At 42.4% G+C, this 25,813-nt stretch carries 24 protein-coding genes; all 24 read right to left on the bottom strand.

What is annotated here, in order from left to right; all coding sequences use genetic code 11:
- Window positions 1-3,908 (bottom strand): CshA/CshB family fibrillar adhesin-related protein (locus PCY11_RS10780; protein WP_301362766.1); only part of this gene is annotated, 3,908 nt, incomplete at its 3' end.
- A gap of 203 nt (window positions 3,909-4,111) precedes the next feature.
- A complete protein-coding gene (locus PCY11_RS10775; RefSeq protein WP_049507824.1) occupies window positions 4,112-4,951 on the bottom strand; it encodes a thymidylate synthase in 840 nt (279 codons plus the stop codon).
- A gap of 90 nt (window positions 4,952-5,041) precedes the next feature.
- A complete protein-coding gene (locus tag PCY11_RS10770) occupies window positions 5,042-6,001 on the bottom strand; it encodes an ROK family glucokinase (RefSeq protein WP_301362765.1) in 960 nt (319 codons plus the stop codon).
- A gap of 86 nt (window positions 6,002-6,087) precedes the next feature.
- Window positions 6,088-6,606: a hypothetical protein gene (locus PCY11_RS10765; RefSeq protein WP_024055631.1), complete on the bottom strand. Its 519-nt coding sequence runs from the start codon at window positions 6,604-6,606 to the stop codon at window positions 6,088-6,090.
- 9 nt (window positions 6,607-6,615) lie between these two features.
- Window positions 6,616-8,484 carry an ABC-F family ATP-binding cassette domain-containing protein gene (locus tag PCY11_RS10760; RefSeq protein WP_301362764.1) on the bottom strand — a complete coding sequence of 623 codons (1,869 nt, stop codon included), beginning with the start codon at window positions 8,482-8,484 and terminating at the stop codon, window positions 6,616-6,618.
- Window positions 8,481-9,692 (bottom strand): CCA tRNA nucleotidyltransferase, encoded by a 1,212-nt coding sequence (locus PCY11_RS10755; protein ID WP_301362763.1) that lies wholly within the window; start codon window positions 9,690-9,692, stop codon window positions 8,481-8,483. The genes PCY11_RS10760 and PCY11_RS10755 overlap by 4 nt, the downstream gene beginning before the upstream one ends.
- Entirely contained in the window at window positions 9,689-10,456 is a 768-nt protein-coding gene (dapB, locus tag PCY11_RS10750) for a 4-hydroxy-tetrahydrodipicolinate reductase (protein WP_301362762.1), read from the bottom strand. Before dapB ends, PCY11_RS10755 begins: the two co-directional genes overlap by 4 nt.
- 10 nt (window positions 10,457-10,466) lie before the next feature.
- Entirely contained in the window at window positions 10,467-11,315 is an 849-nt protein-coding gene (locus tag PCY11_RS10745) for a DegV family protein (protein WP_070588949.1), read from the bottom strand.
- 3 nt (window positions 11,316-11,318) lie between these two features.
- Complete coding sequence (locus tag PCY11_RS10740) at window positions 11,319-11,693, bottom strand: DUF1149 family protein (RefSeq protein WP_003001888.1); 375 nt, start codon at window positions 11,691-11,693, stop codon at window positions 11,319-11,321.
- A 201-nt stretch (window positions 11,694-11,894) separates the two neighbouring features.
- A complete protein-coding gene (locus PCY11_RS10735) occupies window positions 11,895-12,332 on the bottom strand; it encodes a hypothetical protein (RefSeq protein ID WP_301362761.1) in 438 nt (145 codons plus the stop codon).
- A 130-nt stretch (window positions 12,333-12,462) separates the two neighbouring features.
- Window positions 12,463-13,542, bottom strand: coding sequence for a hypothetical protein (locus PCY11_RS10730; protein WP_024055937.1), 1,080 nt, complete (start codon window positions 13,540-13,542; stop codon window positions 12,463-12,465).
- A gap of 57 nt (window positions 13,543-13,599) precedes the next feature.
- A complete protein-coding gene (locus tag PCY11_RS10725) occupies window positions 13,600-14,037 on the bottom strand; it encodes a hypothetical protein (protein WP_301362760.1) in 438 nt (145 codons plus the stop codon).
- A gap of 273 nt (window positions 14,038-14,310) precedes the next feature.
- On the bottom strand, window positions 14,311-16,278 hold the full coding sequence (locus PCY11_RS10720) for a fructose-specific PTS transporter subunit EIIC (protein WP_301362759.1): 1,968 nt from the start codon (window positions 16,276-16,278) through the stop codon (window positions 14,311-14,313).
- A complete protein-coding gene (gene pfkB / locus PCY11_RS10715) occupies window positions 16,275-17,186 on the bottom strand; it encodes a 1-phosphofructokinase (protein ID WP_301362758.1) in 912 nt (303 codons plus the stop codon). The genes PCY11_RS10720 and pfkB overlap by 4 nt, the downstream gene beginning before the upstream one ends.
- Window positions 17,183-17,926 (bottom strand): DeoR/GlpR family DNA-binding transcription regulator, encoded by a 744-nt coding sequence (locus PCY11_RS10710; RefSeq protein WP_003001800.1) that lies wholly within the window; start codon window positions 17,924-17,926, stop codon window positions 17,183-17,185. The genes pfkB and PCY11_RS10710 overlap by 4 nt, the downstream gene beginning before the upstream one ends.
- A gap of 229 nt (window positions 17,927-18,155) precedes the next feature.
- A complete protein-coding gene (locus PCY11_RS10705; RefSeq protein WP_301362757.1) occupies window positions 18,156-20,477 on the bottom strand; it encodes a CAP domain-containing protein in 2,322 nt (773 codons plus the stop codon).
- A gap of 416 nt (window positions 20,478-20,893) precedes the next feature.
- Window positions 20,894-21,610 (bottom strand): tRNA (guanosine(37)-N1)-methyltransferase TrmD, encoded by a 717-nt coding sequence (gene trmD, locus PCY11_RS10700; RefSeq protein ID WP_049493041.1) that lies wholly within the window; start codon window positions 21,608-21,610, stop codon window positions 20,894-20,896.
- The gene (gene rimM, locus PCY11_RS10695) at window positions 21,600-22,118 is read right to left on the bottom strand and encodes a ribosome maturation factor RimM (protein ID WP_301362756.1); all 519 of its coding nucleotides are present in this window, start codon (window positions 22,116-22,118) and stop codon (window positions 21,600-21,602) included. Before rimM ends, trmD begins: the two co-directional genes overlap by 11 nt.
- 107 nt (window positions 22,119-22,225) lie before the next feature.
- Complete coding sequence (gene kphA, locus PCY11_RS10690; RefSeq protein WP_003001620.1) at window positions 22,226-22,465, bottom strand: RNA-binding protein KphA; 240 nt, start codon at window positions 22,463-22,465, stop codon at window positions 22,226-22,228.
- Window positions 22,466-22,485: 20 nt separating this feature from the next.
- A complete protein-coding gene (rpsP, locus tag PCY11_RS10685) occupies window positions 22,486-22,758 on the bottom strand; it encodes a 30S ribosomal protein S16 (protein WP_003007475.1) in 273 nt (90 codons plus the stop codon).
- A 123-nt stretch (window positions 22,759-22,881) separates the two neighbouring features.
- On the bottom strand, window positions 22,882-23,571 hold the full coding sequence (locus tag PCY11_RS10680; protein ID WP_049483623.1) for a YjjG family noncanonical pyrimidine nucleotidase: 690 nt from the start codon (window positions 23,569-23,571) through the stop codon (window positions 22,882-22,884).
- Window positions 23,571-24,065, bottom strand: a complete 495-nt coding sequence (locus tag PCY11_RS10675; protein ID WP_003001664.1) for a YkgJ family cysteine cluster protein — start codon at window positions 24,063-24,065, stop codon at window positions 23,571-23,573. The genes PCY11_RS10680 and PCY11_RS10675 overlap by 1 nt, the downstream gene beginning before the upstream one ends.
- An 84-nt stretch (window positions 24,066-24,149) precedes the next feature.
- On the bottom strand, window positions 24,150-24,794 hold the full coding sequence (locus tag PCY11_RS10670) for a hypothetical protein (protein ID WP_049474528.1): 645 nt from the start codon (window positions 24,792-24,794) through the stop codon (window positions 24,150-24,152).
- Between the two features lie 113 nt (window positions 24,795-24,907).
- Window positions 24,908-25,552 carry a hypothetical protein gene (locus tag PCY11_RS10665; RefSeq protein ID WP_049474531.1) on the bottom strand — a complete coding sequence of 215 codons (645 nt, stop codon included), beginning with the start codon at window positions 25,550-25,552 and terminating at the stop codon, window positions 24,908-24,910.
- Window positions 25,553-25,813: the final 261 nt, after the last annotated feature.

The following is a 25,813-nucleotide window of genomic DNA, read 5'->3' as shown; positions in this document are numbered from 1 at the left end:
TCTTCACGAACAACCGTTACAGCTGGCGCAGTTCCGACAAATGATTTCTCAGGAACGAAGGTTACGGTTCCATCTGCAGCTACTGTGAAAGTACCTACACCGTCTACAGTCTTGGTTGTTGAACCATCTTCGAAAGTTGCTGGAACATTTTCATTGATGGCTACTGTCTTCTCAACCCCATCAATGGTTACTATTCCACCCTTGAATTCAGGTTTACCTGTTTGAGTAGCACCTTGGATATCTTCTGTTTCAACTGGGGTTGCTGTCGGTGTTACAGGAACGATTTCAGGTGTGTAAGTTGTGTCCACCTTGATACCGTTTGAGCTTTCAGCTTGAACCTTGGCTGGTGTCACTGCACCAGTGTAAGATTTATCAGTCGGTGTGAAGGTTACTTGTCCAGTTGTAGGATCGATTGAGTAAGTACCGATTTCAGTCGTACCATCAGCAGCATAAGCTGGTGTCGTTGAAACTTCGTTACCATCTTTATCGAGCAATGTGTAGCTATTGTCTTTAATGGTAATAGCTTTATCTTCACCATTTACTTGAACAGTTTTTCCTACAAAGGTTGGTGTACCTGTTTGAGTCGCACCTTGGATATCTTTTGAAGTTGCAGGGTTTGCTGTTGGAACAGCCGCTACAACAGTTGGTGTGTAAGTTGCATCAGATGTGATGGTTGCTGTCTTACCGTTCGCATTGGTAATCGTTGCAGTCGCTTGAACTGTCACACCAGTTGCAGTACCAACGAAGTCTTTTTCAGGTGTGAAGGTCACCGCTCCTGTAGTTGGATCGATTGTATATGTACCTTCCCCTGCTACTGTCACCGTTGTTTCGTCAGTCGGTTGACCAGTTGCTGGATCCACCAATTTCTTGCTAGTGATTTCAGCAGTCTTGTCGTTACTCAAATCAAATGTTGGTGTTTGAGTTTGAGGAACATTTTGAACATCCTCAGAAACCTTGTCTGTAGGAGTCACTGTGATAGGTGTTACAGTTGGTGTGTACTTAGCGGTTGCTGTCTTAAGGTATTCATCACGGACGGTACCGTCTTTATCTCTTCCGACAGGTGCTGTTACGGATACGGTAACACCTTGAGCTGTACCTGTGAATCCTGGTTCTGGAACAAAGGTTACTTTACCAGTAGCATCATCAATGCTGTATGTTCCTTCGCCTGCTACTGTTACAGAGGTTGCATTGGTTACTTGACCAGTCGCTGGGTCCACCAATTTTGCAGGGTATGTAAGACTAGGAGTGACAGAGATCTTTTCGCCATTAGCATTTGTTGTCGTTGTGTTAAAGGTTGGTGTACCGGTTTGAGTCGCACCTTGGACATCTGATGAAGTCTTATCTACCCCTTCAATTTCCGTTGGTGTAACTGTTGGGATGTATAGACCGTCCATGGTATTGATGGCAGTATCGACATTGGCTTCATCGGCTGGGAATTTTGTTGACCAACCCGTATCGTAGCCATTGCTGTCTGTACGACGAATAGAGATACCATCCGCTGTTCCAAGGAAGTGATCTTCAGGAATGAACTCAACATCCACAGAAGTTCCGTTTGGAGTGATCTTGTACTTCCCTTGACCAGCTACAGCATAGTAGCCATCTGCGCCAGGTGTAACGACTTGCCCTGTACGGTTATCTATCATTTGTGGAGCTACTGTTTCATCAATTTTTGCTGGCTCAGTTAGGCTATAGCCTTGCAAACCACGAGCGGTAAAGGCTACAGTTGCAGTTTGCTTCGCCCCTTGAAGACCAGTTGTTTCTTTGAATTCCCCTTTAGGTGGGTGGGTGATTTGAGTCTTGAAGTCCTCAACTTCCCCTGAAAAGGCCATTCCTGTCGGACTCTCGATTTGAGCAGCATCCTTAGCAATTCGTAACCGTACCCCTAATTCCTTAACACTAGGATCAATATAGGTTTTACTCTTTGTAAAGCTTAACGTAGCCGTTCCATCTTGAGTAATGGTTGTTAAATCAGACCGTTCATCTTCATCGAAGGTTCCGTTTTGGTTGAAATCTATCCAACCATAGATGTTAGCTTTTGCTGCTCCACCCGTATGAGCTTCCACTGAAATGGTGTAATTACCTGGACGTGTCCGGTCCATCTTGATCAGCTCATTAGTTTTTCCTTTGAGATCATTTGGAAGTAATTGGTCGATGCCTTCATCAGCAGTGGTCGCCTTGTCATCACCCGTCCAATCAAGGGTATTGTTTTCATCCATATCAGGACTCAAGTGGCCGAGATAAGGTTGGTTCACTTTCTTACCAGTAATTCCATCTACAGTTGCGATCGAATGAATCGCCTTACCGTATGATTCAGGCGCATCTCCTTCATCAAGTGGGAAGAATCCTAGCATAGCAGACTGTTTACCACCTGAAGCGATGTAAAGACCGATTTCAGAAGCCCCTTTGGTCATAACAAGAGGAACAGCAACATCACTTGCAGAAATATTTGGCCCGAAGACCCCTGTTCCGAGACCTCCAGTTGTTAAATCGGCACTTCCAAAGTACTTCCAAGCAACAGCTTTTTTATCTGGACCTGCTTGAGTTGAACCTCGAAGTTGGGTAAGGTTGACCGTATAAAAATTTATTCCATTTATATTTGTGGTAGGTTTTGGACCAAATAAATTGTCTGTATCTTGTGGAATAAACGTTCTAGTCCATGTTTTTCCGTTTTTATACCACTCACCAATTTGTTGCCATCCTTCTCCGTTGGTGGTGAACATTACCAATTCACCTGGGTTAGCGGATTCACCATCTGCCATGACAATGGCAGGTTTGACCACTTTTCCACGGAAGGTAGCAGATACTTCAAACTGAACCCCAATATTACCCCCATCAAACTCGGCACTGATGGTTGTCTTCTTTTTATCCCCAGTATTAATGCCTTCTTTTCGTATTTCTGTCCATTGGCTTTGAGGTTCGGCAATAACTTTGGCTTCTTCACCAGCATTAAAAGCTGCTCTCGCCTGTGTCGCATTACCACCAACGTTATTCACATAACCATTTCTGGCATTGGGGTCATAGGTCGCTTTTTCAGCAGCCGTCGCTCCGCGGTCTTCCAAGCGCTTTTTGTAGATTTCTGTCGCTTGGAAAGGTTTTAAAGATTTGACTTTGATGGTGACCACATAGCCTGGCATGATTTCTTTGGTGTAGGTCGCACCGACTTGGAGAGCAAGTTCACCTTTTGATGCTGTCGTAGTCCCAGTCCAGTTGGCTGTATCGCCAAAGTCTAACCAAGAGATTTGACTAGCAAGGTCTGAGGCTTTTACATTTGTTGTAAAGCCTGGTTTTGCTTCTTTAGGAGTTGAAGTGGCATCTTGGACATCATCTCCGATGAGGTTTGGATCGTTTGGATCACCTACAGAACGACGGCTACGGCGTTTACCTGAAGTTTCAGGTGTAACTGCAGATGTTTCACTCGATGCTGGCACACCAGCTACTAGTTGAGTGCCCTTATCAGTACTTGTTGAAGTTACTTCTGTGGCCTTATTTTCTGGCGTAACTGCTTCTAGGCTTGGTGTTGCCGCAGCAGTTGATGTAGCTGCAGCAGTTGATGTTGCTGAAGCTGCTGTACTTGTGCTACTTGCTTCACTAGTTGAAGCAGGTGCTGTTGATGTTGCTGCAGCAGTTGAAGTCTCTGGTGCAGTGATTGCTGCGTTTGCATCATAAGTCGATGTCGTTTCAGCAGTTGATGCTGCTGAAGTTGCTGTGGCTGTTGAAGTTGCGGGCGCTTCTGACGCTGTTGCAACCGCCGCTACACTTTCATTTGTTGTATCTTTCTTTTCTTCTGCGGCTGCACTTGCGGCTGTCCCAACCATAACAAGTGTTCCCAATAGTACTGAGCAAACCCCCACATTCAGTTTACGAATTGAGAATCTGCTAATACGATCATTAAATAAGTCTTTCCCCATCTAATGGACCTCCATATTTATCTATAAATTAACATTCTTTTTAAAATTGTTTAGTTTTTACAAACTTTATCTATTTTAACAAAATCCGAACGATTTTCAAAACATTTTAACTCAAAAATGAGTAAAAATTTTTAGCTAAAATTGTTTTAATTCTAAAAGGATTTTACCAATTGATCAAGGCATCAAAAAACCTTGATTTATTACTAAATGGCAAGATCGAACTTCAATTGTGGCTTCACTGGATCGTAATCGACCAGTTCAAAATCTTCTGGTTTGATGTCAAAGAAATTGGTTCCATCTGGTACATTCAAAACCAAGTGTGGCTGACAATCTGAAGGCTCCCGACGAAGTAACTCTTCAGCCTGTTCAAATTGATTATCATAAATATGAAGGTTATTAATGAAGTAAAAGAACTTTCCGACCTTCCAGCCAAAGTGCTTGGCGATCATCATTTGAAGAGCTACATATTGCATGGCATTGATATGGTGGGCTACCAACATATCATTTGAACGCTGGGTCAGGGTCGCATCTAGATAGATCTCCCCATCCACGCGCCGTACGTCAAACATGGTCTGAAAAGCACATGGCAAGAGTCCGTCGGTCTCCTCAAAGGCATCATAATCCCAGAGGGAAATAATATTGCGGCGATTCCAAGGATTGGCTTCTAATTGCTTGAGGATCTTATTCGTAATATCATGCTTCTTGACCACTGCTCCGTAACGTTGTCCAATCGTCCGGCTATCTCCCACTTCCCAGTCATTCCAATAATGGACATTGTACTTGTCTTCTAAAAGGTCTAAGCTATTCGACTGATCCTGGTAAATCCAGAGCATCTCTTTGATAGCTGATTTAATCGCGATGGGACGAAGGGTCGTGATAGGGAACTCGCCTTTTGCAAGGTCGAATTCCATAAAGGCTCCCGTGATGTACTTGGAGTTGGCTGTTCTACCATCCTTGTACTTAGGACGCGCCTGCTCAGACCAGACCCCTTCTTCCATGATTTTTCGAATGTTTTCTTTAAAAATTGTATCTGCTTTTGTCATATACTCTCCTTGAATCCAGTTTTGTCTTCATTATATCACAGGAGACAGAAAAAAAGGAGATCCCAGCACGAGCCAGATCTCCATTTCATCTTATTGTAATACAAGGAATGCAGCACCGATTACACCGGCGTCATTTCCCAAAGTAGCAAGCGCCAATTGGGTTGATTCACGTACTTGTGGGAATGAGTTTTCTTCAAAGACCTTGCGCACGCCATCCAAGAGGAAGTCTCCAGCCGCAGATACCCCACCACCGATAACGATCTTAGATGGGTTCAAGGTTGAACCAATATTGGCTGCAGCAAGTCCAAGGTAGCGTGAGAAGTTTCTGTAGACGATCAATGCAAGAGCATCGCCTTCTTTTGCTAGATCAAAGACTGTTTTAGCTGTCACTTCTTCACCGTTGTCGATCAAGACTTTCAATTGAGAGTCCCCTTCGTACTCATCGGCGTAACGACGAGTGAGGTTAACGATCCCAGTTGCTGAGGCAACCGTTTCAAGACAGCCTTTTTTACCACAGGTACATTGGATTGGATCATCAAAGTCAACCGTGATGTGACCAAGTTCCCCAGCAGCTCCACGCACACCGTGCAAGAGACGACCTTCAGCGACGATACCACCGCCAACACCTGTACCAAGGGTCATGAAGACTACATCCGGTTGGTTTTCACCAGCCCCTTTCCAACGTTCACCCAAAGCAGCAACGTTGGCATCATTGTCGATAAAGAATGGAATATGAAGGGCACTTTCGATCTTTTCTTTGACTGGTTGAAGGGTCTTCCAGTTCAAGTTGTAGGCACCAATAACTGTACCTTTTTCACGGTCAACGACACCAGGCGAACCCATTCCAATTCCTTGGAACTCAGAAGCATCAAGCTCAAGCATCTTTAAGCGATGCGCGATGGATTCGATCATATCTTCTACGATATGGCTACCTTCATCCAAGATATTTGTTTTAATAGACCATTTTTCTTGAACTTCCCCATCCAAAGTGAGGATGGCAAACTTAATTGAAGTTCCCCCAAGGTCAATCCCAATAATTTTTTTAGACATCTGTAACTCCTTTCAAACTTGTAAACACTTACAGATCTATTATATCAGACTTTTTATCAAACGCAAAGGTTTGCACGTAACTTTTCTTAACTTTTTAACAAGAGACTAAAGGATTGAAATCCTAAAATGAGGAAAATCAAGCCAATAATATTTAATAGAAAGACGCTAATCGAAAGCGGACTAACGATTAAGAATAAGCCGATGAAGAGCTGTAGCAAGGCAAAGAAAATATAACGCTTGGACAGTTCCTCAACCTTCCTCGAGTAGAAATTGGCTTTTCGGAAGTTTAAAATCGAACGGTAGATGAGCCAAATTCCTAAGGTAACTGGAAAGACAATCGGCAAGGTCTTATAGCCATAGAGCAGTAAGTAGACCGCAAAAACCAAGGCGACCATACTGTGAAAGAGCTGTTGCTGCTGAATGATACCAGCTTGACGCAATCGGTAATAGCGTGAAAAACGCGAAAGGGAGATTAAAAAGAAGCCACAAGATATCAACCAGCTAAACGAGCCAATGTGCTCAATTGGATTGATAAACAAGACAATACCGATAATGGTAAAAATAGTAGCTGAAATCCCAAGGGATATCCGGTTTAATTGATTCATAGGGCCTCCTTATTCATCTAATTCACTCAGGTATTCATAGCGATCGTATTTCTCAAGCAGTCGCTCATTTTCCTGATCCAATTCCTTTTGAAGGGCTGACAATTTGCCAAAGTCAGAGCCGTTTTCATTCATCTCCACTTCAATCTCTGCAATCCGATTTTCAATGGCTTCGATATCTGCTTCAATGCTCGCCCACTCTTGCTTCTCCATGTAGCTCATGCGCTTCTTCTCTTCTTTTGGCTTAACTGGTTTCTCTTTTTCAACCTTGTGACTGGCCGTTACTTGAGCAGCTTCAAAGGCTTTTTCATCCAGGTAATCCGTATAATTGCCAAAGAACTCCCGAATGCCCCCATTTTCAAAAGCCAGGATCTTGCTTGCCACCTTGTCCAAGAAATAGCGGTCGTGGCTAACGGTAATAACGGGACCTCCAAAGTATTGAAGGAAGTTTTCCAAAACCGTCAAGGTTGCGATATCCAAGTCATTGGTTGGCTCATCGAGGAGAAGTACATTGGGTTTTTCAATCAAGAGTTTTAAGAGAAAGAGGCGCTTCTTCTCCCCACCGGAGAGTTTTTCGATCAAGGTTCCGTGCATAGAACGTGGGAAGAGAAATTGCTCCAAGAGATCTGCAATCGATGTCGTTCCAACGGTCGTCTTCACTTCTTCAGCAACTTCCTGGAGGAAATTAATCACGCGCTTGCTCTCATCCAACCCATCGATCTGTTGAGAGAAATAAGCCACCCGCACGGTTTCTCCGATGATGACTTGCCCTGACTGAGGATGGAGTCGCTCAGCGATCAAATTGAGTAAGGTGGACTTGCCGACACCATTATCCCCAACGATCCCGATGCGGTCCTTATTTTGCACCAAAAGGTTAAAGTCCTGTAAAATCGGCTTGTTTTCAAAAGCAAAACTCACATCTTTAAACTCGATGACTTTCTTTCCGATCCTGCTAGTCTCAAAGTTCATCTCCAAATCCGTCTGGTTGCTTTGACCAGACAAGTCTTGCTTGAGATCATGGAATCGATTGATCCGCGCCTGTTGCTTGGTCGCACGCGCCTGGGGTTGCCGCCGCATCCAGGTTAACTCCTGCTTATAGAGTTGCTGCTTCTTATGAAGAAGTGCTGCATCACGCTCATCTTGCTCAGCCTTTAAGCGGACATAATCCTGGTAATTGCCTTGATACTCGATCAAGCTAGCTCGATCCAACTCAAAGATCCGTGTCGAGATATTATCCAAGAAATAGCGATCGTGGGTAATGAAAAGCACCGTTTTCTTAGAATTCTTCAAGAAATTAGTCAACCATTCGATGGTATCAATGTCCAGGTGGTTGGTTGGCTCATCGAGTAATAGCAGGTCGTGATGAGACAGCAAAACTTGTGCCAATTGCACCCGACGACGCAAGCCCCCAGATAGATCCCCAACTTTGGCATTCAAATCTTCAATCCCAAGTTTGGAAAGGACTGTCTTGACCTGACTCTCGATTTCCCAAGCATTGAGCGAATCCATCTCCGCCATGACCTTTTCAAGACGGGCTTGATTCTCTTCTCGGTAATCCGCCATCAAGTATTCATAATCACGAATGAGCTGCATTTCACGTAAATCACTAGATAGCACCGTATCCAGAACCGTCTTTTGATCATCAAAATCAGGTTCCTGCGTCAAGTAGCCAATCGTATAATCACTCTTGGCAGAAAAAGGACTCACATCTCCATCAAAGCCAGAGCGACCTGACAATACATCTAACAGCGTGGTTTTTCCAGTCCCATTGACCCCGATCAATCCGATCCGATCCAAGTCGTGAATGATAAAGGAAATCTCACGAAAGACGGTCTTATCTCCGACAGATTTGGTTAATTTATCGACAATAAAATCGCTCATTTTTCCTCCTCTTTTGCTTGCTGGATATAGGCGATGATGGCCTCTTTCTCATTGGCCAGTTCCCCATCGACAATGGCATATTCAATTTTTGTCAAAATCTCTCCCAAGGCTGGACCTGGTTGAAAGCCGTAGTCTTTGATCAGCATACCGCCATTGACCACCACTTCATGCTTATCATGAATGGTCAAGCTATCATAGACGCGCTCGATGGCCATATAATCCACACTCAAGGCATACGCTTCACGGAGCTCTTCAGCTAGTAGCAACAAAGGCTTCTCATACTTGTAGCAGGCACGCTTGTCTAGACTTCCTTTTTCTCGGAGCTTAAGAATCTCCACGATCTGCTCCACCGTCTTGGCAAAGTCTCTTGAGGTCTTCCATTTTTTAAAGAATTTTGGAATGTCTTGGATGTCTAGTGCTAAAACCAGAGCCGCCCAAGCCTGCTCAGAAGTTGAAAAAGTAAATTCTAACTCTATGTCAAACAAACGCTCAAGTGCTTCTTTGCGATCCTTCATTTCTGGTAGATAGTTATAGGCTTTGCTTGCAAGCATGGCCTCCAAGCCTTGTCTCCAGTATGGAGAAAGTAAGAGCTTATCAAACTCGATGAAAGTGCGCTCAACAGAGATCTTCTCTAGCAAAGGAGCACACTCCTTCATAGCATCAAAGGTTGCGTCTTCTAATTCAAAGCCAAGACTGGCTTGAAAACGAAAGCCTCGCATGATGCGGAGCGCATCTTCATGAAAGCGTTCACGAGGAAGCCCAACCGCCCGAAGAACTTTGTTTTCTAAATCTGCTAACCCTTGAAAAAGGTCAACAATCTCTCCTTTTTCATTTAAGGCAAAGGCATTGACGGTGAAATCGCGGCGTTTGAGGTCTTCTTCTAGTGAGCGGACAAAAGACACGGAGCTTGGACGGCGATAATCGACATAGACATCCTCTGTCCGGAAGGTCGTAATTTCATATTCTTGACCATTTTCAAGAACCAAGACGGTCCCGTGTTCGATACCGATATCTACTGTTCGATCAAAAATCGCCTTGGTTTCCTCTGGATAGGAGGAGGAAGCGATATCGACATCGTGAATCGGACGATCTAAGAGAGCATCTCGGACAGATCCTCCCACAAAATAGGCCTCAAAACCAGCTGCTTTAATCTTCTCTAATATTGGTAAAGCCTCCTGAAACTCAGAAGGCATCTTTTCTAATCTCATAGTAAGTGTTCCAAACCATAAACAAGCTCATGACGCTTGACAACTTCTTTAATCCCTAGATTTACTCCTGTCATGAAGGAACCACGATCATAGGAATCATGACGGAGAGTCAAGCCTTCGCCTTGGCTACCAAAAATCACTTCTTGGTGAGCCACTAGGCCAGGCAATCGAACCGAATGGATGCGCATCCCTTCAAAATCCGCCCCTCTTGCTCCAGGCATCAACTCTTCTTCATCTGCTGCACCTTGCTGGATTTTCTCGCGCTTCTCAGAGATCAGCTCAGCTGTCTTAATCGCTGTTCCACTCGGTGCATCTTTTTTCTTATCATGGTGCAGTTCGATGATTTCCACATTTGGGAAATACTTGGCAGCTTGCGCTGCAAATTGCATCAAGAGCACAGCTCCAATAGCAAAGTTCGGCGCGATCAAGCCACCCAAGCTCTGTTCACGTGAAAGGTCTGTCAATTCTTGGATCTGCTCAGGAGTGAATCCAGTCGTTCCCACAACAGGCGCAAAGCCATTCTCAATTGCAAAGCGAGTATTCTCGTAAGCGACCTTGGGCATGGTAAAGTCGACCCAAACATCTGCCTCTAGACCCACAACATCTTCTTTGCGGTTAAAGACAGGGACTCCTGCAACCTCTGTCTCATCAGTAAATGGATCGATCAAGCCGGCTAATTCTAGCTCAGGATCTTCAGAAACCATCTTGTAGGCTGCTTGTCCCATTCTTCCCTTGAAACCTGCGATAATGACTTTAATTGACATAGAATTCTCCTTAAACGATAGGGATATACCCAACTGCTAAGCTATGGTCACCTAAGTGCGTCCCGATAACCCCTCCAAAGGTAGCAAAAGGAATGTCACCTTCCACTCCTTCTTCGATGAGTAGTTGGCGAAGTGCCTCTGCTTTTTCAGGAACATTGGCATGGATGACAAAAACTTGGTAATGACCATCTGCAATATCTGATACAACAATCTCTACCAAGCGTTTCATGGCTTTCTTTTCCGTCCGGACTTTCTCAAAGACCTCAATCACACCTTCATCATTAAAATGAAGAATAGGCTTGATGCTCAAGAGGTTCCCAAGAATAGCAGCCCCATTTGACAGACGGCCACCTTTAACCAAGTGGTTCAAATCATCCACCATGATATAGGCAGAAGTTCCATCAATCTGGTGTTGGACATTGGCAACAATCTCATCAAAGGAACGGCCTTCACCAGCCCATTTCAAGCAGTCTTCTGCCATCATCCCTAGAGGAGCACTGGTGATTTTTGAATCCGGAAATTCAACGGTCAAGCCTTCAAATTCGTCCTTCAAATATTGGATATTTTGGTAGAAACCAGAAATACCAGATGACAAGAAAAGACCGATAGCATGCGTATAGCCCTTAGCTGTCAAACCAGATAAGACTTCTTCTAACTCTGCAACACTCGGCTGGCTAGTCTTTGGCAATTCCTTAGACGCAGCCATCTTTTGGTAGAACTCATCGTGTGTCAGGTTCTTCCCTTCAACATAAGACTCCCCATCGATATAGATCGGGATCTCTAAAATAAATAAGTCGTCGTGATGGAGCACGTCTTGCGGTAAATAGGCAGACGAATCCGTGATCACTGCTAATTTCATTGATTAAAACTCCAAATTAATACCCGGTAAATCGAGGGCAATTTCTGTGACTTCGTAAGTCAAACGGTTGAGCATATTCAAGCAAGGGCGAGCCAATTCTTCCACTTCGTCTTTGCTGAATTCACTTGGTTCATTGACATAACGACCAAACAAGTGGTTGATTTGAGTGATAGTTCCACTAATCACAAAACCGTCAAAAACGATCATGTAGCTCAAGATCACAATCAAAGAAGTCGTGTTTTGTTCTTGATCACGATTGATCAATTGAAAGTTTACATCTACTTTTGTTTCAGGGATGCCATTTTCTTTTTCCCACTCAAAATTACGAGCATCATAGTGGTATTGGCTGACAAATTCTTTTTCACGTTGAATATCCATTTTTATTCTCCTAAAAATATGCGATAGGCTTATTATATCATAATTCAGCTCAAGATACCAACGCCGAATGAGGGGATTTTTTCACTAGTACAAGAAGAAAAGGCAGGGGAAGTTTGGCCAGTCTTTAACTTGTTTTGCTCAATTCTTCGCTAACTCTTTTGTAAGGATCGAAAAAACAAGATAAAGACTTTTGAATGACGATTAGTCATAATAATACCAACCGCCATCCCTATAAATTCTTATGGGTTGCATCTCATAAATACCAAATTCCTTTGGTGTGCTGGTAGCATTATCTAAAGAAAAACCAACCATGAATTTTGTTTGTTCATTCTGATTCACCTTTCCTCTAAGGGTTAACATATAGCTACCACCTTGAGGTGTTCCATTGCCTACCTGACCAACTTCCATACTCTCCCAATCAAACTGGACGCTATCAACTTTCGGGCTCAACGATTTTACAAAATCAGCTATTTCTTTTTCATGTTCCTTTAAATAAGCCAGTTGCTTCTCTCTAGCGCTAAATTGCTTTCTTGATTGAGTGCCATTTAAAAAGATGTTTTGTTTTTGACTAGCGATAATCACACCCCCTGCAATTACAGTAGCAGTGGCTAAAAGAATTGCCAGTTTACCTTTTTTCATGCTTCATCCTCCTTGATAAGGACAAGTTATAATAATTGTATCGAAATATGAATAGATTGCAACAACATGACTAGATGATATTTATGTCGGAAAAGAAAAAGCCACGATTTCCGGACCTTTCTTTAAACTACTACTGCTCGACCAAAACCTGACGTTGCTTGCTCAGCTCATTATCTTTGTCCACATCATAATATCTGTCAAACTCATCCTTGGTATTCACTTGATGGACTTGTCCATCCGTACTCAATTCTGCCGGAATTGTAATTCCTTCATAGAGATTCGTATTAGCGGGAACGAAGAGTTGGTAAAGCTCAATAAACTGTTGGACATTTCCGTAAACAGTATCATAGTCTAGTTTGGAATCAATCAGAATATAAAACTGAGAGTCCTTTTTACTTAATAATTGATAGGCTTTTGGATCTTTTGACTCCAGTACACTGTTATTTAATACATTTATTCTAAAGGATAGCATATTTTGATTTATGCTATCAACCCCAGTTGTCGTACTAAGATTATCCGTAGTTTCTGAAATTCTATCTTTTAATTTACCTAAATCTACAAAAATATCTTGACGATTATTTCGTTGCATTTTCGTATCTTCCCACTCAATTTGCTTTGTCTCTAGATTTAGCCAAAGATATTTACTAATAGTTTTTTCTTCAGTAGTTAGATAAGATTTGATAGGTAGATAATTTTTCCCATCTTTTTCTACAATCGCTTCAATTTCTGCTGGCTTATAAGTCTTATTATATTTTTTTACAAAACGATAAAGGTCTAGATCTTCTTTTTTTAAGGTGTGATTTTGTATTTTATAGATTGAAAGTTTGAAATAACCTTCAGAATCATCTTTTGGAAAAGACATTGTTGGTATATTCTTTAATTTTTTTATATTCTGACGAATAATATAGCGTTCATTAGATGCCCCATGTACACCTAAATACTTTTCACTTAAATCTGGATTGTACTTTGCAAATAGCTTATCTTCTTCAGGAGTTAGGGATTTCCAATGAACCACAACACCTCGTCCATCATCCAAGAATTTATAAGAATCAATTTCCCATTGACCTGTGTAGTAATCATAGTTCTTATATTTATCACGCTCCTGCTTGGCTTTTTCTATTTTTTGCTGATGTTGATAGGCAAAAAGTCCAAAAACAGCGACTGCAATTACTAGAACTAACGAAACAACAATAATAATTTTCTTTTTCATTTATCCCTTTCCCTTTTCTACTAAAAATCTAATCCATTGCAAAAGTTTTTTAGAGATCTATTCGTCAAAATATTCGCCTCCTACACGAAGTGGACCACCGCTACCAATTCCTTCAATAGAGCCTGTATCACCGTTCTTAGTGTCTTTTAAATAAACCAAAACACTCCAGCTTGAATTTTGGATATGGTTAAAGCCTCCAAAAACTCGAAGAACTTGACCGCCGCTCTGAGGAGTACCATTTCCTACTTCTTCCCATTTTGTTTCATCCCAAGCAATCTGGACAGATTCAACTTTAGGACTTAACGATTTTACAAAATCTTCAATTTCTTTCGCATGCTTCTTTACATTTTCTAACTGTTGTTCCTTTGAACTGGCTTGCTTTACTTGATGACTATTAATTGAAAACAAGTTTGGATGTTGAGAACCGATAATGGCCATTCCTGATAAAGTAATTGCTGTAAATCCCAATATGAGAACTTTCTTCTTTTTTCTCATTGATCCTCCAAGAAAAATGCTTTCTACTATCATATCGAAATCTATAGAGATAAGCAACTTCATCACTAGTTGGTGTTTTTAGCAATAAAAAAGGGAGTGGGAAAGAACTCTGACTAATTAAAAGAGTTCGTATTCCCACCCCCGCACAGTTGATTAGGTCATCTTTGGAGCTTATAAAGTGAACAAAGATGCCAATCAACCACTGCGTCATATATTTATTTTTATAAGACTTCAAAGGCTGGACGATTTTTGCCCAGCCTCTTTTAGTCATATTTAGTTTTTAGGTTTGCGAAGCAATCCGAACAAGATACCACTTACGACTGCACCGATCAATACGAACAAGATGTATAGAAGTGGATTTGATGTAAGAGCGATAACGAAGATTCCTCCGTGAGGAGCCATGAGTTTCAAGCCTGCAAGACCAACAAGGGCACCTGTCAATGCTGAACCAGCAATGAAGCTAGGGATGGCACGAGCTGGGTCAGCTGCACCGAATGGAATGGCACCTTCTGTGATGAAGGAAAGACCCATAACGATGTTTGTCAAACCTGAATCGCGTTCTTCTTGTGTGAATTTATCTTTAAACAATACAGTTGCTACGAATACTGCCAATGGAGGAACCATACCAGCTGCCATAACAGCTGCCATAACAATAGAACCACCTGAAGCAACAGATTCAGCAAGTGTACCTGTAGCGAAGACATAAGCGGCTTTGTTAACTGGTCCACCCATATCGACAGCCATCATACCGCCGACGAGAAGTCCAAGAAGGACAGCTGAGCTACCTGACAAGCTTGATAGGAAGTTGTTAAGACCAGTATTGATAGCAGCCATTGGAATATTGATGAGGAACATCAAGAATCCTGTCAAACCAACACCAAGTAATGGCAAGAGAAGGATAGAGCGGATACCATCGAGTGAACGTGGAAGACCTGCAAGGGCTTTGCGAAGTAAGAGAACAATTCCACCTGCAAGGAAACCACCTACCAAAGCTCCAAGGAAACCTGATGATACGGCTGCTGGTAATTCACCTTTAGCAGCACCGTAGGCGATATTTCCAAATGCTGAACCTGAGCTAGCAATAGATCCAGCGATAAACCCTGCTACAAAACCAGGTTTTTCAGCGATTGAGAATCCAATGTAACCTGCAAGTACAGGAAGCATGAAGCCAAAGGCTACTCCACCAATTGTTTTAAATTGTGCTGCTAATACATGATAAGAACCAAGACTAGACAATTGATCTTGAGGTACACCCATAACTTGGTCAATCAAGAAGGCAAGGGCGATCAAGATACCACCACCGATAACGAATGGAAGCATTTGAGAAACCCCACTCATCAAGTGTTTGTAGAAGGCTCCACCCAAGCTCAATTTTTCTTGGCTAGCGCTAGCTTGTGCAGCATTTTCAGCGTGGAAGACATCTGCTTTGCCATCCAAGATGGTTTGGATCAATTCTTCTGTCTGACGGATACCGGCTGCGACTGGTTTAGAGATCAATTTTTTACCATCGAAACGAGCAGTTTCAACTGCTTTATCTGCTGCAATGATAACCCCTTCAGCTTTTGCGATTTCTTCAGCTGTCAAGCGGTTGCCGACACCAGATGCCCCGTTGGTTTCAACGCGGACTGTGACACCCATTTCTTCCCCTTTTTTGATGAGGGCTTCTTCTGCCATATAAGTGTGGGCGATCCCTGTTGTACATGCTGTAACGGCAACGATGAGAGGTTTGTCAGATGAAGCTGCTTCTTTGACCGTTTCTGCTTTTTTCGCTTCTTCAGCGGCAGCTTCTTGCTCTTCTGCATCAAAGGCTGCAATGACTTGATCAGGAGTGCTTGCTTGGCGAAGTTTGTCCGCAAATCCTGGTTTCATCAAGTACTTAGACAATTCAGCAAGGGCTGCCAAGTGAGTATCGTTTGCTCCTTCTGGAGCTGCAATCATGAAGAACAAGTCTGTTGGTTGACCATCAAGAGATGCGTAATCCACACCCTTGTTTGATTTTGCAAACAAGACCGTTGCTTCTTTGACTGCTTCATTTTTGCTGTGTGGCATGGCAATTCCGTCACCCAAACCAGTTGAAGTTTGTGCTTCACGGTTCATAATCCCAGCTTTGAAAGTTTCAAAATCTGTCACCACACCATTGTCAACGAGCGATTGGATCATCTCATTGATCACGCCTTCTTTATCTGTTGCTTGAAGGTCAAACAACATCACGTTTTTATTTAAAACGTCTTGAATTTTCATAGTTTTTCTACCTCTACTTTTTCATAAGTTTCTTTAATATAGTCCGCTGTCGCCAAATCATCTGAGAAGGTGGTCGCTGTTCCACAAGCCACGCCCCATTTGAAGGCTTCGATGACGTCTCCCGTCGTTGCGAGCTTCCCAGTGAAGCCAGCAACCATGGAATCTCCAGCACCAACAGAATTCTTCACTTGACCCTTGATTGGTTTTGCGAAGTAAGTGCCGCTTGGACTGACGAGGAGAGCACCATCACCCGCCATGGAAATAATGACGTTTTGTGCACCTTTGGCCAAGATTTCTTTAGCGTAGCGTTCAATTTCTGGCAATTCCGTCAAGGTAACGCCAAAGATATCTCCCAACTCATGGTTGTTTGGTTTGACCAATTGGGGATTGAACTCCAAGGAATCAATCAAGGTTTGCCCTTCAAAGTCACAAACCACTTGCGCACCTGTCGCACGTGTTGCTGCGATCAATTGTTTGTAAACGGCATTGCCGAGTGAAGATGGAGCAGATCCTGCAAAGACTACAACATCATCTTCTGTTAAGCTCGATAAGATGTTGAGCAATTCTTGCAACTGAGCTTCCGTCACTTCTGGGCCATTCCCATTGATCTCTGTTTCCTCATCAGCTTTGATCTTGACATTGATCCGTGTATCTTGGTCTACTGTCACAAAGTTGGTTGAAATGGCTTCGCTAGTCAGTACGTCTTCGATGAAGCGTCCAGTAAAACCACCGATAAATCCCGTCGCTGTGTTCTCGATATCGAGACGTTTCAAGACACGACTGACATTGATTCCCTTACCACCGGCGAATTTATCTTCCGAAGCCATCCGATTGACCGCTCCGGTCTCTACATGATCGAGACGGACAATATAGTCAATTGCTGGATTCAGTGTAACTGTATAAATCAAACCTCTATAACCTCCGTTTTTTCTTTTAAAACCTTTAATCGTTGCGGTTCACATTGATTGGTGATAATCATGGCTCGCTTGATAGGAGCCACTTTGACAAAGGATGTCACCCCAATTTTCGAATCATCCGCTAGGATATAGGTCTTTTTCGCATTTTCGATAATCGCACGCTTGACAGATCCTTCTTCCAGGTCTGGAGTGCTGTAAAATTCATCGTCGATTCCATTCATTCCAAGAAAGGCCTTGTCAAAATTCAACTGACCGATCTGATTGAGCGCTATCCCTCCGATACTAGCATCTGTAGAAGATTTTACCTTCCCACCGATGATGACCGTTGGAACATTTCGCTCGACCAACTTGGTCGCATGGTGAATCGAGTTGGTCACCACAGTTACCGTTGGATTGACAATTTCTTGTACCAAAAGTTCATTGGTCGTCCCGGCATCGATAAAGATCACATCATGATCTTTGATCAATTCCGCCGCTTTTACAGCGATCTTTGACTTAACTTGAATGTTTTTGATAGATTTTTCTTTGTTGCTTTCTTCCTCTTGAAGAAAATGCAGGCTTTCCGCACCGCCGTGAACCCGGCGAAGTTTACTTTCAGCTTCTAATTCATCCAAGTCACGTCGAACCGTTGATTCAGACGTCCCTAGCTCTTGTACAAGGGTTTCTAAGGAAACAAATTTTTCCTTCAGTACCTTCTCGAGGATGAATTGTTTTCGTTCAGACTTAAGCATTTCTCCTCCTTTTGCAATCGATTACAAGGACTATTATACTCCATCTCCAAAAAATGTCAACACTTTTTGTCATTTTCTGTCATTTTCCTTCAAAAATTCTAAAAGTGTACAAAAAAAGAGCAGGACAGAACTCATTTTATTAAAAGAGTTCTTTTCCCACCCTCATCTATCTTCTTTGAAGATTTTAAGCAATAAAGTGTCTAAGCATCTATTCTATCTTCGGTATGTCTTAATCATTTTTTGAAGATTGTTTCTTTTTCTTGAAACCAAACAATCCAGCAAGTAACCCAACGGCAACACCTGTTGTTGCTACTGCATATTTGGAAGAATCTGTACTTGCCACAGCTTGGCTGTTTTCTTTTTTGGGTTTGATCTCTTCTACTTTGGCTTCTTGTTTTGGAGCTGGAGTAGCTGTTGGTGCTTGCACTTGTGGACTATTGGTAGTTGTTGGAAGAACCGTTGGTCTATCCGAGAAAGTTGTTGGATTGCTTGAGCGGATATTCATTGGCATATCTGCTGCTTCTAAAATAGCTGGATCTATCCGTGAGGCTAGATCTTCATATTGGGAATTCAACAGTTCCACGACACTTTGATAAGATTGAAGGGTTGTGAATTCTGCTTCCAATTTTTCTTTTTTATTCTCTAAATTAGCCACCGCAGCTGATAAAACAGATTGGGCTTTGACCAATAATTCTGGTGCATTTTTAAAGTCAGAAAGACGTTTTTCAGCAGCAACCAGGCGCTCTTGAGCTGCCTTCAAGCCCTCATGAGATTCTCGAACGACTTGGGCTTTTTCTGCTTCTTCTGCTTTTAAAAGATCTAATTTCTCACGCGCAGCTGCTAACAAATCTTTCGCTTTTTGAAGCGCTGCTTCTTTCGGTTGGATAGCTGCTTCAATCCGACCTCGAGATACATCAAGAGTCGCTTTTGCTTTTTCAACTGCATGATCCTTGCTAACGAGAAGAATCTTGTAATTTTGGATGGTCTTTTGGACATTGGCCATCTCTACTGCCACATTTGAATTGGCATGGCGGGCATCTTCTAACTTGCCTTGCAAGATAATGATTTGTGACTCTTGATTGGCCTTGTCCAACTTGAGATTAGCGACTTCATCAGATTTGGCTTTCACATCTGATCTTGTCGTCGTTGCACCAGCTCCCTGACGCAATTGGTAAGCGAGTGCACTGGTTGACACTGCTGAATGGACCGGGCTGTGTAAGAAAGCTGCTTCTGACATGGCATTACTTGGGTCATAAGCCACTGATAAAGCAGTCGCTTTGTTGTCTACCATTTGAAGGTAGTGACCAACCTTAGCAAAGGCCTCAGCACCAATCTTCATATAGATATCGTTGGCATCGATTTGAGTTTCGTCTGTTGGTAGACCATATTGAGCCGCTACTTCCTGATAAGCCGCTTTTTCATTGTACCAAAAGTCTACTGCACCAGAAGGTGAGAAGCCATAAGCGATGTTTTCGTTTGGCAAATACTTAAACATATGCCAGTTGGCTTTCTTGAAGTATTCCAACTGTACTTGACTGGCAGGAAGGGAATAAGGATCCAGTTCCAATTCAGGCAAGCCTGCATTGCGACGATAGCTATTAATGGCATCCGCAATTTCAAGAGCTCGAAGATTGGCTTGCAAGGATCCAGACTCTCCAACCGTTAAGCCGTCTTCTTCACGACCACGCTTGTAAAGGGCTAAAGCACTTGCTGCAGCTTCATTGCCATTGTCAGCCAAGTGTTGCAAGTAGCCTTCGTAGGTTGCTTGACTCAACTGGACAGGGCTATTGGCCGCTGCTTGTTCTAAGGCTGCCAATTCTGCTTCCTTGGTTGCGATGACCGCTTTCAAATCTGTCAGACGCGTTTGAGCCAGTTGAATATCGCTCTCAATTTGAGCCACTGTATCAGCCCCATTCTGCTGACTCGCTTGCAAGGTCGCGAGATAACTCTGAGATTCTCGAATACTTTGCTCGACTTGGCTTTGCTCCAACAAGGCCTGGTTTAGCACATTCTCATCATTAGAAATTGGCGCTTTGGCTTGGTTCAATTCATTTTGTGCTACATCGACCAAAGATTCCTGAGCTGTAACCTGATTTTCCTGTTGACGAACAGCCTCTACAACTTGATCATGTGCAGCTTCTGCCTCTCGAACCTTATTTTCTTCGATGGTCACATAGGCTTGTGCCACCTTAACGTCATTTTCTGCGTTCTGAATTTGTGCATTCGAAGTCGTTGCGATCAGGTTTTCGGCATCCGTCACTTCTGCTTTCTTTTCTTCCAGTTCTTGTCCAGCCGCCTTAACTTCCGTTTGAGCATCGATCACTTTTTGCTCTTGGTAGTGGACATCTTTCACCACTTGGCCTTTTTGAGCTGTAATTTGCTTCAACTCATCGACTGTAATAGGCTTCTCAACCACCTCAGTGCTATTGGTTTCTGCATTTTCATTTTGCTTCACTTCTTCCGCACTAGCCTTATGATGAAACATTCCAGACAGTACCGTTGTCGCCGCAACTCCTGTCGTAAAAACCGATTTTCCTAATTTCTTTCCCATTAAACTCACCCCCAAAACTGAATCATTTTCTTGAAGTTTCTCTACCCCCTAGCATACCACATTTTGTTACCAATAACTAGTAGGTTTAAAAAGTTTTTTTCATAAAATTTTGAGGCAAAAGAAAAACAGCTAAGGCTGTTATAGAATGTAGACAAACTATTTTAAAGTAAAATAAGTTAAATGATTCTGTAAAAAAATTAAAATGAGTTTTAATTTTAATATCGATTCAGAGGAATACCGAAACTTTCCACTGTGAGAAAAGTGCCTGAAACAATAACGTTTCAGGCACTCGGAATTATTGAGACCTTAGGCTCAATAATTAGTCATGGAACTTCGTAGAAGTTCGCTGACGTCCGTACTCACCTAAGGAAAGTTTTTAATATGACTTTGTCTTCAATCTGAAACAGCTGACGCTGTTAGTCTTCTTGTTTAATTTGTTCCAACATCTTCACTTCTTCTGCTGTCAATTCGTAGTTTTCTAGCAGGTCAGGGCGACGCTCCAAGGTCTTTTTCAAACTCTGATAAAGGCGCCATTGACGGATATTTTCATGGTGCCCACTCATGAGAACATCTGGAACTGTCATTCCTCTGTATTCATAAGGCCGTGTGTATTGAGGGTATTCTAGAAGTCCAGAAGAGAAACTATCATCCTGGTGGCTAGACTCTTTGCCGATCACTTCTGGAATCAAGCGGACTGTCGCATCAATCATGGTCATGGCAGCAAGTTCCCCACCTGTCAGGACATAATCGCCAAGAGAAATCTCATCTGTCACCAAGGTCTTGATCCGCTCATCGTAGCCCTCATAGTGACCGCAGATAAAGATCAATTCATCTTCTTGAGCCAACTCTTCTGCGTAAGATTGATCAAAGGTCCGACCAGCAGGGTCCAGTAAGATCACGCGCGGATTCTTTTTCTCAATCGCATCAAAGGCATCAAAAATCGGTTGAGCTCGTAGAAGCATGCCTTGCCCGCCCCCATAGGGTTCATCATCCACATGGCGCGCTTTCTCCGCATTTTCACGAAAATTATGGTAGTTAATCTCAAGGAGTCCTTTTTCACGCGCCTTTCCGACGATGGAATGTTCAAGGGGAGAAAACATCTCTGGAAAGAGGGTTAAAATATCAATCTTCATCGTCTAACCCTTCTAAGATGTCCACATCGACCCGGTTTCCTGGAATATCGATATTGAGCACCACTGGTGGGATATAAGGCAAGAGAAGGTCTCGTTTGCCTTTTCGTTTGACTACCCAGACATCATTGGCACCTGGTTGCAGGATTTCCTTGATTTGACCGATTAGTTGGTCATTTTCGTAAACATCAAGGCCGATGATCTCATGGTAATAAAACTCGCCCTCATCCAAATCCGTCAAGTCTTCTTCCGCAACCTTGAGGCTAAAGCCCTTGAATTTTTCGATGGCATTGATATGGTACATATCCTTAAACTTGATGATGTCGAAGTTCTTGTGTTTACGGTGGCTAGCAATAGTCACTGTTTGGACGAACTGATCCTTCTCATCAAAGAGAGCCAACTCAGCTCCTTTTTTAAAACGCTCTTCCGCAAAGTCTGTCACAGACAAGACCCGCATCTCTCCTTCTAAGCCTTGGGTATTGACAATTTTCCCAACATTAAAGTAATTCATGATTTCTCCAGTGTAGTTTATTCACTCTATTTTATCACGTTCAGCAACAATTCTCAACGGTGCTCACTGAGCCTTCCAACAAAAAAACGGGACTAAGTCCCGCCTTTTTATTTTTCATCAATAACGATTCTTACTTTTTTATCTTCAGTTGGGACAGAGTAGACAATCGTTCTTATCGCAGAAATGGTGCGACCTTTTCGACCGATTACACGACCAACATCGCTAGGATCAAGGTCAAGGTGGTACTCCAAGAATTCAGGAGTATCTTCGATCTTGATGGTTAAGGCATCCGGTTGTGAAATCAAGGGTTTCACAATTGCAATAATGAGATTTTCAATCGTATCCATACATCAACCTACTTAAAAAATTATTTTGAGAATTTAGAATCGTGGAATTTCTTCATCACACCAGCTTTTGAAAGGATGTTGCGAACTGTATCTGAAGGTTGAGCTCCATCAGCCAACCATGCAAGAACGCGGTCTTCTTTCAAAGTTACTTGGTTTTCTTCAACAAGTGGATTGTAAGTTCCAACTGTTTCGATGAAACGTCCATCACGTGGTGAACGTGAATCTGCTACGTTAATACGGTAGTAAGGTTTTTTCTTAGAACCCATACGAGTCAAACGAATTTTAACTGCCATTTTTATAAGTCTCTTTTCTATATTTTAATTTTCGGTGAAATAGACAAGCTATTTAGCACATGATCTATTATAACACATTTTATAGAGCTGTCAAGAAAAAAACTTGACAGTATTTAAAATTTTTTATTTTATCAGTAAATCGGCGATTTCTTGATAGTTGCTAACGGTATAAGTCGGTACTACCAGGCTGGTATTTTCCTTACGATCAGGATTATACCAGACGGTATCAATCCCCGCAGCATGGCCTCCTGCGATATCCGCCGTCAAGGAATCTCCGATCATAAGGGTCTCTTCCTTGCTAAAACCTGGAATCAGTTGGCCAACTTTGTCAAAAAATGCAGGTTCTGGTTTCTGAGTATGAAGCTGCTCAGAGATAAAGACCTCTTTGAAATAAGAAGCAATTGTAGAATGAGCCAAGCGTCCTTCTTGAATGGCGGTCACTCCATTCGTTGCACCATAGAGCTGGTAACCCGCTTTTTCAAGTCGGGCCAGTAAGTCCTCCGCACCTGGGAAAGACTGCCCTTGAAGACTGATGTAATCTTGATAGCGAAGAGCCATCTCAGCCCCATCAACAGAAATCCCAAAGTGGGCAAACCCGATCGCAAACCGACTATCCACTAGCTTTTGCTTGGTTAACTTCTTTTGCTCCAAATCCTTCCAGAGCCCTTGGTTCATGGGTTTGTAGTAATCCTTAAAGGCCTGTACATCTGGAAAATCCATGTCTTCTAACATCTGCGTCAAGGCTGTTTCTTCAGCAGATTCAAAGTCCAACAAGGTATGGTCCAAATCAAAAAGTAAAAATGTATATGCCATTACAAACGATCCTTCAATTTTTCTACAAATAAATAAGCCGCTGGGCAAGTGAGGGTATTCTTGATAGTCAGATGGTTGATCTGATAAATCTTCTTACGATCGGTGTGAGGGAATTCCCGACAAGCTTTTGGGCGAACATCATAGATGGAACAGAGATTGTCCCCACCAAGAAAGGGGCAAGGCATGGATTTAAAAACCTTGTCCCCATCTTCGTCAACTTGAAGAAATTCTGCCTCAAAGGCAGGGAGTTTCATCTTGAAATATTTGGCGATCCGCGTGATATCAGCTTCCTTAAAATCGGGGCCTAAGGTTTTGCAGCAATTGGCACAAGCGGTACAATCGATTTCTTGGAAAACTTCATCGTGGATTTCTTGCGCTATTTTATCTAAATTCTTAGGTGGCTTCTTCTTGAGATTTGCCAATACCTTGCGGTGCTCCTTTTGCTTTTGGAGAGCTAACTGATGGTATTTTTCAATATCAATTTCCTGTGTCATCCTCTATTTCCTCTTCTAAACAATAGAAAGATTATACCATAAAGAACGTGAAAAAAGATAGATCCTGCGATCTATCTCACTTGATTAATCGGTCACGGCACCTGTTCCATCTAGGCTCCAAGTGTTTTCGACATAAGGAGTAAATTGAGTTATTGTTTTCTCAAATCCTTCAACAACAATCAAATAAACCTTATCATCTTTTTGGAATACCCAACCAGCAACCTGCAGGCCTGACTTGAGAAAAATATGTATTTTAAGCGACTCATTTCCTCCAACAGTCGTCGTAGATTTTGTCATTTTCTCAACAATTTTATAATCATTCCACCTACTCTCCAATCTTTGAGCTATTAGCTCTGCATTAAATTCCACTCCTTCAGGGACATTTGCTTTTTCTCTAGTGGCAGCATTTAAAACAATAATATTGAAGGCGTTTTTATCTGTATACTGAATATTATCTCCGACTTGGATATTGTCATTCTTTTTCCAGTCACTTGGAATATTGACATAGCCATAATCTGCTGATCCAATTCGTTTCGTTTTCACATTCCCCTTATCACTATCTGGAATTTTTTTCTCTACATTACTACTTGAATTTGTTGTCTCTCTCACCACATTCGTGGAACTAGATGCTGCCGATGATTTACTAGACTCTTTCTTTGGACTAGTACAAGCAGAAAGGCTTACAACAGACAAAAACGTAACAGACGCGAGTAGGAACTTATTTTTCATATTCTCTCCTCAATGATGTATTTACTTTCCTCTAGTCTACCATGATTTTCTAGGATTTGAAAGTGCGATTTCTATAGCATAAAGAGACTAGAAATGATTCTAGCCTCTCTTCATCAATCCGTCACGGCACCCGTTCCGTCTAAGCTCCAAGTGTTTTCGATGTATGGGATAAAGGTTTTCAAGGTTTCTGCATCCCCTTCAAAAGAAATGGTATAAACTTTTTCACCCTTCTGGAAGATCCAGGTAATCAGGTATTGACCAGATTTCATGACAATTTGAAGCTGGTAAGCATCCAGACCTGCGACTTTAGTCCGCGCTCCCGTCATCTTATCAACATCCTGGTTATCTTGCCACATTACAGCCAGTTTCTTGGCTAAAAATTCTGCATTAAACTCGATATCCGCAGGAACTTTGGCCTTTTCCCGCGTAAAGCTATTCAAGGTGACAATATTATAGCCGCTCCCATCCGTATACTGGACAGCTTCTGTCCCATCGATATCCGTGAACTTGAACCATTTACTTGGAATATCGATGTATCCATAATCTGCATTTCCAATCCGCTTGGTTTCTTGACTGGAAGCGTTTTTCTTTGTAGAAGCAGTATTCTTTGACGAAGAGCTGCTTGTTTGCTTTTCGACTTTGTTGCTACTTTCTTTTGTAGAAGAAGCTGCTGTGTCCTTTTGAGTGGTGTGACTACAAGCCATTAGTGTGCAGGTAGAAAGAATCGTCAGTGATGCGGTCAATAATTTGTGTTTCATGCTCAACCTCCTTGAGAACGTTTTCTTTCTTCTAGTCTACCATGAAAGTGGGTATTTTAAAATAGGATAAGTGTCACATCTGATCCAACCTTTCTAATTCAGTTTATTTCTTTTGGACCTAAAACAAAAGGCTGGGACAAAAGTCCTAGCCTCTTAATTGTTTTTGGATTGTCGAGCAAGACGCAGTGGTTGAGTGGGCTCTACTACGCTGATTTCATCAGCTTTTACAGCCCTACTCAACTGTGCGGAGGTGGGACGACG

The organism is Streptococcus sp. SP8, from assembly GCF_030440045.1.
Classification (GTDB): Bacteria; Bacillota; Bacilli; order Lactobacillales; family Streptococcaceae; genus Streptococcus; species Streptococcus parasanguinis_I.
Note: the sequence above shows the minus strand (reverse complement) of the source record. Positions and strands in the feature narration are given on the sequence as shown.